Origin of the sequence: Streptomyces fildesensis (genome assembly GCF_016107395.1) — a bacterium.
GTDB lineage: Bacteria > Actinomycetota > Actinomycetes > Streptomycetales > Streptomycetaceae > Actinacidiphila > Actinacidiphila fildesensis.
Genome location: NZ_JAAIKO010000041.1, coordinates 63745 through 77514, shown reverse-complemented (window position 1 = coordinate 77514; position 13770 = coordinate 63745). Strand labels below are relative to the sequence as shown.

At 72.6% G+C, this 13770-nt stretch carries 15 protein-coding genes and 1 pseudogene; 10 read left to right on the top strand and 6 right to left on the bottom strand.

Annotated elements, in window-relative coordinates; all coding sequences use genetic code 11:
- The 7 genes and pseudogenes from C6N31_RS34285 to C6N31_RS34255 form a co-directional block, all read left to right on the top strand.
- Positions 1-622: pseudogene (locus tag C6N31_RS34285) on the top strand (hypothetical protein); the annotation flags it as partial.
- 182 nt (positions 623-804) lie between these two features.
- Positions 805-960, top strand: coding sequence for a hypothetical protein (locus C6N31_RS34280; RefSeq protein WP_187144745.1), 156 nt, complete (start codon positions 805-807; stop codon positions 958-960).
- Positions 961-1033: 73 nt separating this feature from the next.
- Positions 1034-1378 (top strand): hypothetical protein, encoded by a 345-nt coding sequence (locus C6N31_RS34275; RefSeq protein ID WP_138353411.1) that lies wholly within the window; start codon positions 1034-1036, stop codon positions 1376-1378.
- Positions 1379-1772: 394 nt separating this feature from the next.
- The gene (locus C6N31_RS34270; protein WP_138353412.1) at positions 1773-2939 is read left to right on the top strand and encodes a glycosyltransferase; all 1167 of its coding nucleotides are present in this window, start codon (positions 1773-1775) and stop codon (positions 2937-2939) included.
- Between the two features lie 239 nt (positions 2940-3178).
- Positions 3179-4396 carry a glycosyltransferase 87 family protein gene (locus tag C6N31_RS34265; protein ID WP_244808983.1) on the top strand — a complete coding sequence of 406 codons (1218 nt, stop codon included), beginning with the start codon at positions 3179-3181 and terminating at the stop codon, positions 4394-4396.
- 45 nt (positions 4397-4441) lie between these two features.
- Complete coding sequence (locus C6N31_RS34260) at positions 4442-4822, top strand: RNA-binding S4 domain-containing protein (RefSeq protein WP_138353413.1); 381 nt, start codon at positions 4442-4444, stop codon at positions 4820-4822.
- Between the two features lie 244 nt (positions 4823-5066).
- On the top strand, positions 5067-6662 hold the full coding sequence (locus C6N31_RS34255; protein ID WP_138353414.1) for an MFS transporter: 1596 nt from the start codon (positions 5067-5069) through the stop codon (positions 6660-6662).
- 6 nt (positions 6663-6668) lie between these two features.
- On the opposite strand, the gene C6N31_RS34250 is transcribed toward C6N31_RS34255, so the two are convergent.
- Complete coding sequence (locus tag C6N31_RS34250; RefSeq protein WP_138353415.1) at positions 6669-6989, bottom strand: hypothetical protein; 321 nt, start codon at positions 6987-6989, stop codon at positions 6669-6671.
- A gap of 41 nt (positions 6990-7030) precedes the next feature.
- Complete coding sequence (locus C6N31_RS34245) at positions 7031-7870, bottom strand: YhjD/YihY/BrkB family envelope integrity protein (RefSeq protein ID WP_138353416.1); 840 nt, start codon at positions 7868-7870, stop codon at positions 7031-7033.
- Between the two features lie 245 nt (positions 7871-8115).
- Between C6N31_RS34245 and C6N31_RS34240 the strand changes: the two genes are divergently transcribed.
- Together C6N31_RS34240 and C6N31_RS34235 are read left to right on the top strand one after the other, a co-directional pair.
- Positions 8116-8664: a ferritin-like domain-containing protein gene (locus C6N31_RS34240; RefSeq protein ID WP_138353417.1), complete on the top strand. Its 549-nt coding sequence runs from the start codon at positions 8116-8118 to the stop codon at positions 8662-8664.
- 550 nt (positions 8665-9214) lie between these two features.
- The gene (locus tag C6N31_RS34235; RefSeq protein WP_138353418.1) at positions 9215-9607 is read left to right on the top strand and encodes a hypothetical protein; all 393 of its coding nucleotides are present in this window, start codon (positions 9215-9217) and stop codon (positions 9605-9607) included.
- 15 nt (positions 9608-9622) lie between these two features.
- On the opposite strand, the gene C6N31_RS34230 is transcribed toward C6N31_RS34235, so the two are convergent.
- From C6N31_RS34230 to C6N31_RS34220, 3 genes are all read right to left on the bottom strand, one after another.
- The gene (locus C6N31_RS34230) at positions 9623-10243 is read right to left on the bottom strand and encodes an RraA family protein (protein WP_138353419.1); all 621 of its coding nucleotides are present in this window, start codon (positions 10241-10243) and stop codon (positions 9623-9625) included.
- 71 nt (positions 10244-10314) lie between these two features.
- Positions 10315-11265 carry a ribokinase gene (locus C6N31_RS34225; protein ID WP_232486002.1) on the bottom strand — a complete coding sequence of 317 codons (951 nt, stop codon included), beginning with the start codon at positions 11263-11265 and terminating at the stop codon, positions 10315-10317.
- A 52-nt stretch (positions 11266-11317) separates the two neighbouring features.
- On the bottom strand, positions 11318-11755 hold the full coding sequence (locus tag C6N31_RS34220; protein WP_138353421.1) for an SRPBCC family protein: 438 nt from the start codon (positions 11753-11755) through the stop codon (positions 11318-11320).
- 226 nt (positions 11756-11981) lie between these two features.
- Here C6N31_RS34220 and C6N31_RS34215 point away from each other — a divergent pair, with 226 nt between their 5' ends.
- Positions 11982-12833 (top strand): LLM class flavin-dependent oxidoreductase, encoded by an 852-nt coding sequence (locus C6N31_RS34215; protein WP_138353422.1) that lies wholly within the window; start codon positions 11982-11984, stop codon positions 12831-12833.
- A 40-nt stretch (positions 12834-12873) separates the two neighbouring features.
- Here C6N31_RS34215 and C6N31_RS34210 read toward each other — a convergent pair whose 3' ends face one another.
- Entirely contained in the window at positions 12874-13725 is an 852-nt protein-coding gene (locus C6N31_RS34210; RefSeq protein ID WP_138353423.1) for a phosphatase PAP2 family protein, read from the bottom strand.
- Positions 13726-13770 lie beyond the last annotated feature (45 nt).

Here is a 13770-nt window from a genome sequence, read left to right as displayed (position 1 = left end):
CGGCATCCCCCTCGCCGAAACCGCCACCCTCGGCCTCGCCGCCGCCGGCATCACCCTTCCCACCGTGCCCGCCGTCACCGCCGGCCCCGGGGGACCGGACGGCGCCACCGCTGAGGCCGCCGCAGAGGGCGAGGACGCCGGAGCCACGCGCCATGAGCAGTCCGCCGCCCCCGGCCCGGACAGCGTCGACGGCCGGGCCCACCCCGGACAGCCGGCGGAGGACGACGGGAGCGACGGATACGAGAACCTCTGGTTCACCCCGGTCCCGGTGCTGCCCACGGACGAGTCCGGCGAGCTCGGCGCGTACCCGGCGCCGGACGACCGCACGGCGCCCGAGCCGGAACCGGTGGCCGCGCGCGAGCAGCCGGCCGCGGCGCCCGCGGGTCCCGCCGGCGCCGCCTCGCGCCTCGACACCATTTACGCCGCGTTCGTCGAACTGACCGACGCCCTGGGCCAGTACCCGACCTTCGACGATCTCGCGAAGAGTCTCTTCGTCCGCTACAACGTCTCCGGCCGCGGCGGTCAGCCGTTGAGCCCCGACAGCCTGCGCCGCTATGCCGGCCAACTGCGGGAACGCTACGAGGAGGAGCGCTCGGGAGCGGAATACGGTGTGGAGGTTTGAGAGCAACCTCCCCCGGAGGAGTGACCGTTGCGGGAAGTTGTCCTCCCGGACGCCGACGGGCTGGGACACTCCGGTAAGAGCGGTTCGGCATGATCCGGTAGCAATGCGTTGTATTGACGGGTTCGCCTCACCCGCCGCCATCTGCCCCGCGCAGCCGGCGAGACAAGGAGGTGGCGGCGCTGGTGATCACGGCTCTGGAGTGGCTCGGCCTGTGGGTCGGCGTCAGCCTTGCCGCGGGCCTGTTGATCGCCGTGGCCGGATATCGTCGCAACACCCTGCGCCGCCGTGCCGAGGAGTCCCGCCGGATCGACCCGCCGGACGGCGAGCCCCAGGACTGACGTGCGGATCTGCCTCCGGACGAGGGGGCCCGGCACGCTATCGCGACGGCGTTCCGTGCGCAACACTGGATCCATGACGCCCGAGCAGCAGCGTGTTCTGGACACGATCGCGTTCCGGCTTGCCGCACGACTGGGCATCGACCGGGCCGAGGCCCGGATCGCGGTCGAGGACGCGGCCGACCGGCGCGGTCCCCATCTCGCCGAGGTCGACGCGGAGTTCCGTGCCGTGGCCGCTGAGCTGGCCGCCGCCGGGCAACCGGCCGCCCGGTTCGCCGCGGCGCTCCACCGGGCCGCCCGGCGCAGCGTCCGCGACGCGGTCCGGGAACGGGAGCGCGGCAAGCGCTTCGTCGCCCGGCATCCGGACCTGGTCGCCCTCGACCACCGGCTCGACCGACTCTACGAGCGCCCCACGTCCTGACGGCGGTCGCCGCCGCCTCAGTGCGCTACCCGGCGCCGTGCCCGCGCTCCGCCACCGCGTGGCCGAGTTCCGTGCGGCGGTGGCGGATCTCGTGCCGGAGGCGCTCGCCGACGACGAAGCCCGCGTCCCGCAGCACCGACAGGTGCTCCGATACGGTGCCGCCCGCGAGGCATGGCGGTGGGCGAGCGCGGAGGTCGAGGCGGGTTCCGTCAGGCCGGTCAGCAGCGCGGCCCGGGTGCGGCCGATCAGCCCGGCTGCTGGTGGAGCCCGATCCCGCCGAGTAGCGCGGCTCGCCCTGGGCCGAGCCCGCTGTCCGGTCGTGGACCGTCCCCCGTCTCCCGCTCGCGGAACGATGGCATGATGTCGACCTTCGCGAGCGAGAGGGGACGCCACCGTGCGCATTCTGTTCACCTTCGTCGGAGGGAACGGCCACTTCGAACCGCTGATCCCGATCGCGGACGCCGCACGGGAGGCCGGCCACACCGTCGTGTTCACCTGCCGTCCCAGCATGGCCAGGACGGTGGCGGCGGCGGGATTCGACGTCCTGGAGGAGGACACCGGCCGCGAATGGCAGGCGGAGCGGCGTCCGCTCCTCGCGGTCAGTACCGAGCGCGAGGACCAGGTCCTGCGGGACGCCTTCGCCGGCCGGATGGCGCGTGAGCGCGCGGCGAGCGGGGTCGACCTGTATGCCGCGTGGGAGCCCGATCTGCTGGTGTGCGAGGAGATGGACTTCGGCAGTGTGGTCGTGGCCGAGCGCCTGGGGCTGCCGTACGCGCGCGTGCTCGTCATAGCCGAGGGCTCGTTCGTCCGGCACCACCTGATCGCGGAGCCGCTCAACGAGTTGCGCGCCGAGCACGGCCTGCCCGCCGACCCCGGGCTGGAGATGCTCGGCCGCCACCTCGTCCTGGCGCCCTTCCCGCCCGGCTTCCGGCACCCGGACTTCCCGCTGCCGCCCACCGGGCAGGCGCTCCGGCCGCGCGGCCTCGACGCGGTGGCGGAGGAGGCCGTGCCGAAGTGGATCGGGGAACTGGACGACGCTCCGACCGTCTACTTCACCCTCGGCACCGTGTTCAACGTGGAGTCGGGGGACCTCTTCGCGCGGGTGCTGAAGGGGCTGCGGGATCTGCCGGTCAATGTGGTCGTGACGGTCGGCAAGGACATCGACCCCGCGGAACTCGGACCGCAGCCCGGCCATGTGCGCATCGAGCGCTTCGTCCCGCAGGCGGCGCTTCTGCCGCACTGCGACGTGGTCGTCTCGCACGGCGGGTCCGGGAGCGTGATCGGCGCGCTGGCGTACGGTCTGCCGTCGGTGCTGATCCCGATGGGCGCCGACCAGCCCCAGAACGCGGCCCGTTGTGCCGCGCTGGGCGTCTCCCGCGTGCTCGACGCCGTGTCGGCCACCCCGGACCACGTCCGCGAGGCGGTCGTCGAGGTACTGGCGGACGCGTCCTACCGGCTGGCCGCCGAAGGACTGCGGGACGAGATCGCCGCCCTGCCGGGCGCCGACCGGGCCGTCGCGCTCCTGGAAGACCTGGTGGCGGAGCAGGGCCTGCCCGGCTGAGCCGCTGAGCAGGCTGAGCTTTGGTGAACGATTTCAGCGTGTTGGTCATTTTGGCAGCTTTTGTGATGTTTTAGCGTCGGAGGTGGTGTGGTTGGCGGGTGGCGTGGACTGTGGAGGTTCGGGTGGCGTCGTGCGGTGAGGCCGAGTGCACGGGATGTGCGTGCGAAACGGACCGGGAGCGTACGGCGCCTGCTGGATTCGGCATCGGGTCCCGCTGGTGGCCGCTTGCGGCCTACTGGGTGGCCTCGCGGCTGGTGATGCTGGCCATGCTGCGCACCGGGCGCGGGGACATCGCGGAAGAGGTGCACTGGCTGTACACGCGCTGGGCCGGCGAACTGGCGGCCGGATCGTTCCCGGCCGGGGACGTCACCTGGCAGTACCCACCGGGCGCGGGGCTGGTCATGCTCGCGCCCCGTCTGCTGCCCGTGGTGTCGTACCTGCAGGGATTCGTCGCACTGATGGTGCTGGCCGACGCCGTGGTGGTGCTGGCCCTGGTGCGCGCCGCGCGCAGTGGCGGTCCGGCCGGCGGGTCCGGCAGCGCGGCCGGCGCCTGGCTGTGGGCCGGCGGTCTGCCCCTGCTGCTGGCACTGCCCTTCGCGCGGTTCGATGTGGCGGTCACCGCGCTGGCCGTGCTCTCCCTGCTGGTCATCGGCCGGCGGCCGTGGCTCGGCGGCACTCTCGCCGGGCTCGCCGCGATGATCAAGGTGTGGCCGGCGCTGATCGTGCTCGGCACCCCCAGGGGCCGGTCCACCCGCCAGGCCTGGAGCGCGGTGCTGGGGTCCGCGGCGGTGCTGCTGACGGTGCTGGCGCTGGGCTTCCGCGGGACGTTCGGATTCCTGTCCTCGCAGGGCAACCGGGGCGTCGAGGTCGAGTCGATGGGCGGCACCCTGCTGCACCTGGCCCGGCTGGGCGGCTGGCCCGGCCGCGTCAGGATGCACTACGGCTCGTTCGAGTTCCTCGGCCCCTACGTCTCCAGCGTCGCCCGCGGCTCCCTGCTGCTGACCGCGGTGGCGTTCGGATGGCTGCTGCTGTGGCGCTGGCGGGCCAGGGTCTGGAGCGAGGCCACCGTCTACGACGCGGCCCTGACGGCGGTGCTGCTGTTCACCTCCACCAGCCGGGTGATCAGCCCGCAGTACCTGATCTGGCTGATCGCCCTCGCCGCGGTGTGCCTGACGGTGCGCGGCACCACCCAGCGCCCGGTGGCGGTACTGCTGCTCCTCGCCACCGCCGTCACCGCCGTGGACTTCCCGCTGTTCTTCGGCGCGGTGCTGAACAGCTCCTGGCAGGGCGTTGCCGTCCTCTTGGCGCGCAACAGCCTGCTGGCGGCCGCGACGCTGCTGTCGTGTGTACGGCTGTGGCGCGCGGCGGTCCCGTCCGGCCGGACCTCCCGTGCGACCGGACGCCGTGCCGGACTGCGGCAGGTACCCCTGGAGAGCGGGGCCGTCGGCGGCAGCTGACCCCATCCTGGCCACGCCGGGCCGCGCCGGCTTTAAGGTCGTGTCATGGCTGCAGACGAGGGGACCGTACGGGTCGACAGTTGGATCTGGTCCGTACGGCTGACGAAGACCCGGTCGATGGCCGCCGCGGCGTGCCGCGCCGGCCACGTCAAGGTCAACGGTGAGCGGGTGAAACCGGCCCACACGGTGCGGGCCGGGGACGAGGTACGGCTGCGCGGGGAGGGTGCCGAGCGAATCGTGGTCGTCTCGCGCATCGTGCGCAAGCGCGTCGGGGCGCCCGTCGCCGCGGAGTGCTTCGTCGACAACAGCCCGCCGCCGCCCGCCCGTGCGGACCTCCTGGCGATCGGCCACCGCGACCGCGGGGCGGGACGCCCCACCAAGCGCGACCGGCGCGAGATGGAACGCCTCCGGGACATCGACGCCTGACGTCGCACGACCGGCGGCCACGGGGCGCCGCGTGGTCGCCGTCCGGGCTCCCGGACCGCTTGCCGTAGGAGATCGGCGCACCTAGCGTGAACCGTGCCGGCCGGGCCCCCGGCCCACCGGATCGCGCAGCGCTGACCTGGGAGGCGATCACCACGAACCCGATCGAGTTCCTGGACCGCGCGCCCGCACCCGCCACCGGCGGCGTATCGCTCCGGCTGCCCGGATCAGAACGGTAGGCCCTGCCATGTTCTCGTTGTCGCGGGCGGCCCGCCGGAAGACGGACGAGGCCGGGCAGGCGGGCGTGGCCGGGAAACCCGGCGGGACCGGGACGGCCGGGGAGATCCGCGTCCGCTCCGCCGCCGGGCGGTGGGTGCTCGTCGCCTCGATCCTCGGGTCGGCGCTCGCCGGCATCGACGCCACCGTCGTCAACATCGCCCTGCCGGCGATCGGCCGTGACTTCGGCGCAGGATTCGGCACCCTGCAATGGGCGGTCACCGCGTACACCGTCGCACTCGCCTCACTCATCCTGCTCGGCGGAGCGCTGGGCGACCGGTACGGCCGGCGCCGGGTCTTCAACGTCGGCGTCCTGTGGTTCGCCGCCGCTTCCCTGCTGTGCGGGCTGGCGCCCTCATCCGGCCTGCTGCTCGCCGCACGAGCGCTGCAGGGCGTCGGGGGAGCGCTGCTGATGCCCGGCAGCCTGGCCATGATCCAGGCGTCCTTCCACCCGGAGGACCGGGCGCGGGCGATCGGCTCCTGGTCCGCCTTCGGCGGTGTCGCGACCGCGATCGGCCCGTTCCTCGGCGGCTGGCTCGTCCAGGCCGCTTCCTGGCGCTGGGTGTTCCTCATCAACGCCCCGCTCGCCGTCGCCGTCGTCCTCATCTCGCGGCGGCACGTCCCCGAGACCCGCGATCCGGCTGCCACCGGCCGGATCGACGTGCTCGGCGCGGCCCTGAGCTGTGTCGGACTGGCCGGCGTCACCTACGCGATCATCGCCGCCCCGGAGCACGGAGCCGGGTCGCCGACGGTGCTCGTCAGCGGTGCGCTCGGCATCGCCGCCCTGGCCGGCTTCCTCGTCGCGGAGGCACGCCAGGCGCACCCGATGCTGCCGCTGAGCATGTTCTCCTCACGCCAGTTCAGCGCCGCGAACGGAGTCACGTTCGCCGTCTACGGGGCGTTCGGCGGAGTGTTCTTCCTGCTCGCCGTCCAGTTGCAGGTCGTCTCCGGATTCTCGCCGATCGCCGCCGGGACGGCGATGCTGCCGATCACGATCATGATGCTCCTGCTCTCCGCGCGCTTCGGCCGGCTGTCGCAGCGCATCGGGCCCCGGCTGCCGATGACGATCGGACCGCTGATCTGCGCGGCCGCGATCCTGCTGATGTTCCGCATCGGGCCGGACGCCGACTACGTCCAGGACGTGCTGCCCGCCGTCGTGGTGCTGGGCTTCGGCCTGGCCGTCCTGGTCGCCCCGCTCACCGCCACCGTCCTGGACGCCGTCGGCGCCGAGCACGCCGGCGTGGCGTCGGGGGTCAACAACGCGGTCGCCCGCGCCGCCGGCCTCATCGCCGTCGCCGCGCTGCCCGCCGTCACCGGACTGACGGGCCGCAGCTACGACGACCCCGAGGCGTTCTCGCACGGATTCCACCAGTCGCTGGTCATCGCGGCGGCGCTGCTCGCCGCGGGCGCCGCGCTGGCCGCCATCACGATCCGCACCCCACCTCCGCCGCCCGCCGAGGCGCCGGCAGCGCCGCAGGAGGAGGGGGAGGAGGAGCAGCCCGCGCCGCGTATGCACTGCGCGGTGGACGGGCCGCCGCTGACCGCCCGCAAGTGCAGCATCGGCTGACAGCGGTCAGTCCAGCGTCCGCCGCATCGTGTAGATGGAGTACGTCCCCATCTCGCCCCCGGGATCCAGCTCCCTGACCTTGTCGAGCATCCAGGCCGGTGCCATCCCCTGTGCGCTGTACTCGGCATCGCCGCGGGCCTCGAGCAGCCAGCCCTCGCCGCCCAGCCGGTCGAGCCGGGCCAGGATCAGGGCGGGGGTCTGCAGCGTCGAGTCCTCCAGCGCGACGATCTCCGCGCCTTCGCCGGTGACCACCAGTTCGTAGACCTTTTCCGCCCCCGGGGGCCCGTAGTACCCGATGTACAGAAAGCCGTACTGCCAACGCTCCACTGTCGTCCTCTCCCAACCGGTCGGATGGTGGCACGGTCACGTCACTGAGGACGCTTGCGCTCGTACAGCCCCTGCCCAGCCAGCGCTCCCGCATAGATCACGAATCCGATGCCGATGAGCCAGGACTGGACGATCAGGACGGTGCCGATGGGCCCGTACGAGACCGCGCTGCCGGCGATCAGCGGCGAGAAGACGGTGATGGAGAAGAACCGGAGACCGACCAGCCCGCCCACGGTCAGCAGGGCGCCGGGCAGCAGGAGCCGCCGGCCGATGCGGCCGCACAGCAGGAAGTGCTGGATCCACCAGAAGAACGCCACGCCCCCGACTCCCGTCACCACGATGCGGATGAGGGGCTGCAGCGGAGTGTCCTGCAGGACGTGGTCGGCGTACTCGGCCGTCAGCAGGTAGCCGACCAGGAGCGCGAGAGCCAGCGCCCGCCGCCAGGTGGCGTGCCAGGGTGCGGACGGCAGGTCCCAGATGCGTTCGTAGGCGGTCTGGATGGCGGCGATGAACGACAGCCCGAAGACCGCCAGGGACCCGAGGCTGAGCGCGGTCGTCGTACTCAGCACCCGCGCCGGGCTGCTGAACAGGCTCTCCACCGCGCGCGCGGATCCGCCCGTCACCCCCAGTGCGTCCCGCACCCACGCCACGAACCCCTGGCCGTTGTGCCCCAGCGCCGCCGCCACGACGATCAGCAGCGGAATCAGCGTCACCAGGCCGAGTGCGGCGAAGCCCATCGACCGCTGCATCAGCTCTATCTCCACGCCCCGCCGCCAGATCCGGCGCGCCACCCGGGCAGGCTTCGGCCCCCGGCGGGACGACGGACCGTCCGAGCCGGAGTGCGCGGTGCGGCGGGTACCGGGAACAGACTCCGAGCCCATGCCGGTCTGCTACCCCGTCCTGGGGCGTCTGCACGGGCCGAACGCCGTCGGTGCGACCGGGTGTGCGGTTCGCGCGGGGGGGAGCCGGATTCGGCCGGATGACCCGCTGCCACCGGCAACGCCGGGGCCGGGTGGCTGATCTCCGGCCGGGGAGGGCGTACCGGGCGGGACGGCCGGGTACGCGCAGCGCGTGGACGGGTCTCCCGTTCGTCTTGGCCGCAGATCACGAAGGACGGTAGTACGACATGGCGGAGTTCCTGACCGACATCGAAACGCTCCGGAGCCGGGCACGCAAGGAGATCGAGAAGGGTCCGGTGACGGATGCCTACGGCGCTGACCTGCAACGGGTCATCCAGGTGCTGAACGAGGCACTGGCCACCGAGATCGTGTGCACGCTCCGCTACAAGCGGCACTACTTCACGGCCACCGGGCTGTACTCCGAGCCCGTCGCCGCCGAGTTCCTGGAGCACGCCCAGGAGGAGCAGGCGCACGCGGACAAGCTGGCCCAGCGGATCGTCCAGCTGGGCGGGGAGCCGGACTTCGACCCGGACACCCTCACCAAGCGGTCGCACGCCGAGTACGACGCGAGCCTCGGGCTGATCGACATGATCAAGGAGGATCTGGTGGCGGAACGGGTCGCCATCGCCTCCTACACGGAGATCGCCCAGTGGCTCGGCAACGGCGACCCGACCACCCGCCGGGTGTTCGAGGAGCTCCTCGCGCAGGAGGAGGAGCACGCGGACGACCTGCGCGGGCTGCTGGAACGCATCCCTCAGGAGAAGTCGGGCCTCTGACGGCCCGAACTCCCGCCCGTCCGCCGCGGACCGGTGCGCGGCACGCCAGGATTCCCGGGCGTGCCGCGCACCGGTCCGCGGCGCGTCGAGGGGCGCGCTCGGGTCCACGTGGACCACGGGAGCCCTGTCACGCGCCGGGCGTTTTGCCTCCCCGCGCCGGGGGAAGCGGCTTCAGTACAGAGTTCTCCGGCCGGCCGGCGGACCTCCGCCCCCGTGCGGAGCTGAACCGGCCGGAGACCTGCCACCCACGAGGGTGTACGACAGCACGGTGCGGAGCACGGAGTATCGTCCGGCCGGAAGCGCGGCCGGCGTTGACGAAGGAGCGCAGGAGGCGGCCTCCGCCCGGGGGCCAGACATCGCGGAGACACCTCATGGACGCTGACGAACACTCACAGCTCACACCGGACTTACCTGCCCTGGTCGAGGTTCCCGATCTTCCCGGAGCGGCCGCGTCGGCAGCCGAGCGCGCCGCCCCTCCAACCCCCGGGAAGCACGGTGCGGACCGCCGCGCCATCAGTCCGTTCAGCCGCACGGGGGAGGGACCCACACGATGGGAGCTGTAGAACTCACCGACGAGGAACGCCGGATCCTCAGCAGTATGGAGGTCAACTTCCGCCGTGAAGGCCGACTCCTGCGCCGGCTGGCCAGTTGGGTCGCCCCTGCCTACCGCAGGGTGCGACGCCCGCCGGTCCGCTGGCTGGTGGCGCTGCTCGGCGGACTGGCCGCCGGATCCCTGATCCTGCTGATCGAAGCGGTACGCGCCGACGCACCGACGCTGATCTACACCTTCGTCGGCACCTGGACGGTCACACTGATCGGACTCGGAGCCCTGACGCGCCGGGCCACGGCCGTCTCCGTGCACCGCCCCCACTGGCACCGGAAGCACCGCGCACACCAACCGGACCGGACCGCACGAGGCGCGCCGCGGCACGACGCCCCCTGAGCCGAACGGCCTCGGTCAGCCGGTGAAGCCCTTCTCGGCCAGGATCGCGTCGATGCGGGCACGATGCGCCGCTTCCCAGGCATCGAGGGATTCGCCGGCCTCCTTGGCCATCTTGGTGCGGGCGTCGGCGAGCACCTGCTCCTGACGGGCGCCGGGAGTGACGACGATGCCTTCCTCGTCGGCGACCACGATGTCGCCGGCGCTCACGTTCACGCCGCCGCACCGCACCGTGCCGTTGAGCGGCGCAACGGCCTTCTTGGTCCCGGGAATGGGGATGACGCCCCTGGCGAAGACGGGAAAGCCCATCTCGCGCACCTCGGCGAGGTCACGGATCACACCGTCGAGCACGAACGCCGCGATCCCCCGGCGCTGGGCGACGGCGCAGACGTTGCCGCCGGCGAGCGCGTAGTCCACGTCACCCGCTTCGACGACGATGACCGAGCCGGGCTCCGCGCGGTGGATGGCCGCGTGCAGCATCAGGTTGTCGCCGGGAGGGCACCGTACGGTGAACGCCGGGCCGGCAATCCGCGGAGAGGGCCACAGCGGGCGGATGCCGATGTCCATGACCTGCTCACGGCCCAGGACGTCGGCGAGCGTGGTCGGGGAAACGCTGGTGAATCCGGTGACGCCGTTCATGTTCTTCCTTCACTCGGGACCACCCGACTCGGGTCGCTCCCAGGCTAAACCGTTGCCTTGCCGCGCGATCATCAGGGAGTTGCCGCGAGCAGCGAGTCGACTTCGGCCCGGGTGGGCAGCGCGTTCTGCGCGCCGCGCCGGGTGGCGGCCACGGCGCCGGCCGCACAGGCCCGGCGGACGGACTCGGCGAGCGGGCTGCCGAGACCGAGAGCGATGGCCAGTTGGGCACAGAAGGCGTCGCCCGCACCGACGGCGTCCACCGCGTCGACCGGGAAGCCCGGTTCGGTGAGCGGACCCCGGGCATCGGCGGCGACCGCGCCGGCCGCGCCGAGCGTGACCACGACGGTCCCGGGCCCCAGCCGACGGAGCTGGTCCGCGCGCGCCGTCCAATCCTCGTCCCGGCCGCCGGACGGTACGTCGGGGAGGCCGAGCAGTCCGGCGGCCTCGGTCTCATTGACGATGAGGACATCGACCGCACGCAGCAGTTCGGCCGGCAGCGGGCCGGGACCGGGCAGCGGAGCGGCGTTGAGCACGGTCAGCGCCCCGGCGGCGCGCGCCTCGCGGGCCGCGGCCAGCACGGTGGGCAGCGGCACTTCGAGCTGGAGCAGGACGGTGTCGGCGCTGTTCGCGACGAGGCCTTCCGTGAGGCTCCGCAACGTGGCTTCGTCCAGGTGGTGGTTGGCGCCGGGGGAGAGGGTGATGGTGTTCTCGCCGTCGTGCTGCACCACGATCAGCGCCAGTCCGGAAGCGGTGTCCGGGAGGGTGCCCACCGCGCTGTCGTCGATCCCCTCCGCCGTCAGGGCCGCCCGCAGTTCCACGCCATGGGCATCGTCCCCGAGCAGCCCGACCATCCGGACCCGTGCGCCGAGCCGCGCCGCGGCGACCGCCTGGTTGCCGCCCTTCCCGCCGGGTCCGCGGACGACATCGGCGCCGGAGACCGTCTCGCCCGGCCGGGGGAGACGCGGCACCGTGACCGAGAGGTCCATGTTGAGACTGCCGACCACGACCAGCCGTTCGTCCATCACCGATGTCCTTCTCTTCGTCGTCGCGACCGGGCGCCCCGGCACGCCGGGGCTATGCCTCCGCGAGCAGTCCGGAGATCGCCCGGCCGAACATCAGCCGGCCGGACCGGACGGTCAGACCGTCGAACAGCCGCGGCAGTCCCCGTACCCGCAGATCCTCGGTCCACACGATCCGCGATCCGGTGTCCCGCGCGGCCACTTCGATCTCGGCCCACCCCACGACGACCGTGCCGCGCTTCTCCAGCCGGCAACGGCCGGTGCCACCAGGCGCGGGCGGTTCCCAGCGCACGATCTCCATGGGGTCGTCGAACCCGACAGGCCCCAGGCCGGACCGCGCCACGAACACGGTGCCCAGCCGCGTGGGCGGCGGGGTGGTGACGGTGATCCTGGTCAGCGGCACATGGGCCGCGTGCCGCTCCCAGCGGGTGAGCCGCCGCCACACCTCGTCGACGGGCAGTGGGGAGGAGCGCTCGATCCTGATCAAAGCCACCACGTGACCCTATGCGAGCGCGCCCACTGGGCGCCGGGACCCGCCGCGGTGTCCTGATCCCGTCCCAAGACCCCACTCGTCCCTCGCGGCTTGCTCTAGGATGGCTGGACTCCGAGCACCGCTCCCTGGAGGTACGCCGCAAACGGGAGCGCGCCCGCACGTATCGTTCGTGCGAGATCACGGAGGGGCGGCATCGATTTCGTCTGCCCTTCTTGAGGAGTCACACATGAACATCGGTCTCGGTCTTCCCGTCGACGATCCCGGTCGGCTGCTGAGTTGGGCCCGTCGTGCCGACGCCGGCCCCTTCACCACCCTCGGACTGCTGGACCGGCTGGTCCACGACAACCCCGAACCACTCATCACCCTGGCCGCCCTCGCGGGCGCCACCCACCGCATCCGCGTACAGACCGAGGTACTGCTCGCACCTCTGCACCGGACCGCACTGCTGGCGAAGCAGACCGCCACCCTCGACCACCTCTCGGGCGGCCGCTTCACCCTCGGCATCGGGATCGGCGGACGCGAGGACGACTACCTTGCCACCGGAGTCGACGTCCACCGGCGCGGCCGCCGGCTCGACGAGCAGATGGCGGTACTGCGCCGCGTCTGGGCGGGCGAGCCCTACGGCGACGGTGTGGGACCGATCGGACCCGCGCCCGTGACACCCGGCGGCCCCGAAGTGCTCTTCGGCGGCTTCACCCCCGCCGCGATCGCCCGCGCCGCCCGCTGGGGTGACGGCTTCCTCGGCGCCGCGCCGTCACCGCACTTCACCGACCGCCTGTTCCGCCAGGCGGAACAGGCCTGGCGCGACGCCGGGCGTACGTCGGCGCCCCGGCTGGTGGCCCAGCTCAACGTCGCCATCGGCCCGGACGCGGTGGTCGCGGAAGCCCGCAAGAACGTCGGCCACTACTACGCGTTCCTCGGCGACGCCTCCCATTTCGCCGACGGACTGCTGGGCGATCCGAAGGAGATCAAGGCCGCGGTGCGTACGTACACCGACCTCGGCGCCGACGAAGTGATCCTCTACTGCTGGTCCCCGGACACCGACCAGGTCGACCGGTTCGCCGACACCCTGTTCTGAGGTTCTGAGGTTCTGAGGTTCGCCGGTCGGCCGACCGCCCTCACGGACGTGAGTCGTCCTCCTTCGTATCCGTAGGGGACGGGTTCTCGTCCGTGGGGTGGTGGCCGAGGTGGAGGGCCGGTTCGGGCGCGGTGTGCGGGGTGTCCAGTTCGGGTTCCAGACCCTGGGCCGGTGAGGTGTGGGCGAGACCCGCCTCCTGGCGCCAGGCCTGGAACGCGGCGGTGGTGGCGGCGAGTACGGCCAGCCCGAGCAGCCAGCCGCCCACCACGTCGCTCGCCCAGTGCACGCCGAGCGCGACCCGGGTGTAGCCGACACCCACCACGGAGATCACCGCCGCCGCCCATGGCAGCGCGCGCAGGCCGCGGGGGACCAGCGGCAGCAGGACGAGCAGCAGCACTCCGCAGGACGTCGTGGCGGTCATGGCGTGGCCGGAGGGGAACGAATAGCCGGGGGCGTGGGCCACCGGGTCCGGCAGTTGCGGGCGGGCGCGTTCCACGGCCGTCTTGACCATCACCCCCACCATGGAGCTGAGGGCGGCCGTGACGGCGGCCCAGGCGGCCAGTCGCCAGGCGCGGCGGTACAGCAGCCACACCACGACAGCGGCCACCAGCAGCCGCATGACGGTGGGCGACCACAGCCCGTTGGTGAGGAAGCGCAGCACTGTCACCCATGCCGGGTGGTCCAGCGCCGCCCGGTGCAGGTTCTCGGCCGCACTCCGGTCGGCGCGGTGCAGGGGACCCCAGTGGGCCTCCACGAGGACCAGAACGAAGGCGAACGGTACGGTCGCGACGGCGCACACCGCCGCCGTGAGCAGCAGCCGTACGCCGAGGCGCTCGTCCGGGCCGCGCAGCCGGCGGATCAGGTTTCCGGGAAATCGCGACAGTGCCCTCATGCTGGTGACGGCTACCCGTTCCGGCGGAGAATCATCATCGCGGGC

Bases quoted from the DNA above. Each gene is read 5' to 3' on its own strand.
- C6N31_RS34275 (WP_138353411.1), top strand. From the start codon at position 1,034: ATGACGCCCGAGCAGCAGCGTGTTCTGGACACGATCGCGTTCCGGCTT.
- C6N31_RS34260 (WP_138353413.1), top strand. From the start codon at position 4,442: ATGGCTGCAGACGAGGGGACCGTACGGGTCGACAGTTGGATCTGGTCC.
- C6N31_RS34255 (WP_138353414.1), top strand. From the start codon at position 5,067: ATGTTCTCGTTGTCGCGGGCGGCCCGCCGGAAGACGGACGAGGCCGGG.
- C6N31_RS34245 (WP_138353416.1), bottom strand. From the start codon at position 7,870: ATGGGCTCGGAGTCTGTTCCCGGTACCCGCCGCACCGCGCACTCCGGC.
- C6N31_RS34240 (WP_138353417.1), top strand. From the start codon at position 8,116: ATGGCGGAGTTCCTGACCGACATCGAAACGCTCCGGAGCCGGGCACGC.
- C6N31_RS34235 (WP_138353418.1), top strand. From the start codon at position 9,215: ATGGGAGCTGTAGAACTCACCGACGAGGAACGCCGGATCCTCAGCAGT.
- C6N31_RS34230 (WP_138353419.1), bottom strand. From the start codon at position 10,243: ATGAACGGCGTCACCGGATTCACCAGCGTTTCCCCGACCACGCTCGCC.
- C6N31_RS34225 (WP_232486002.1), bottom strand. From the start codon at position 11,265: ATGGACGAACGGCTGGTCGTGGTCGGCAGTCTCAACATGGACCTCTCG.
- C6N31_RS34215 (WP_138353422.1), top strand. From the start codon at position 11,982: ATGAACATCGGTCTCGGTCTTCCCGTCGACGATCCCGGTCGGCTGCTG.
- C6N31_RS34210 (WP_138353423.1), bottom strand. From the start codon at position 13,725: ATGAGGGCACTGTCGCGATTTCCCGGAAACCTGATCCGCCGGCTGCGC.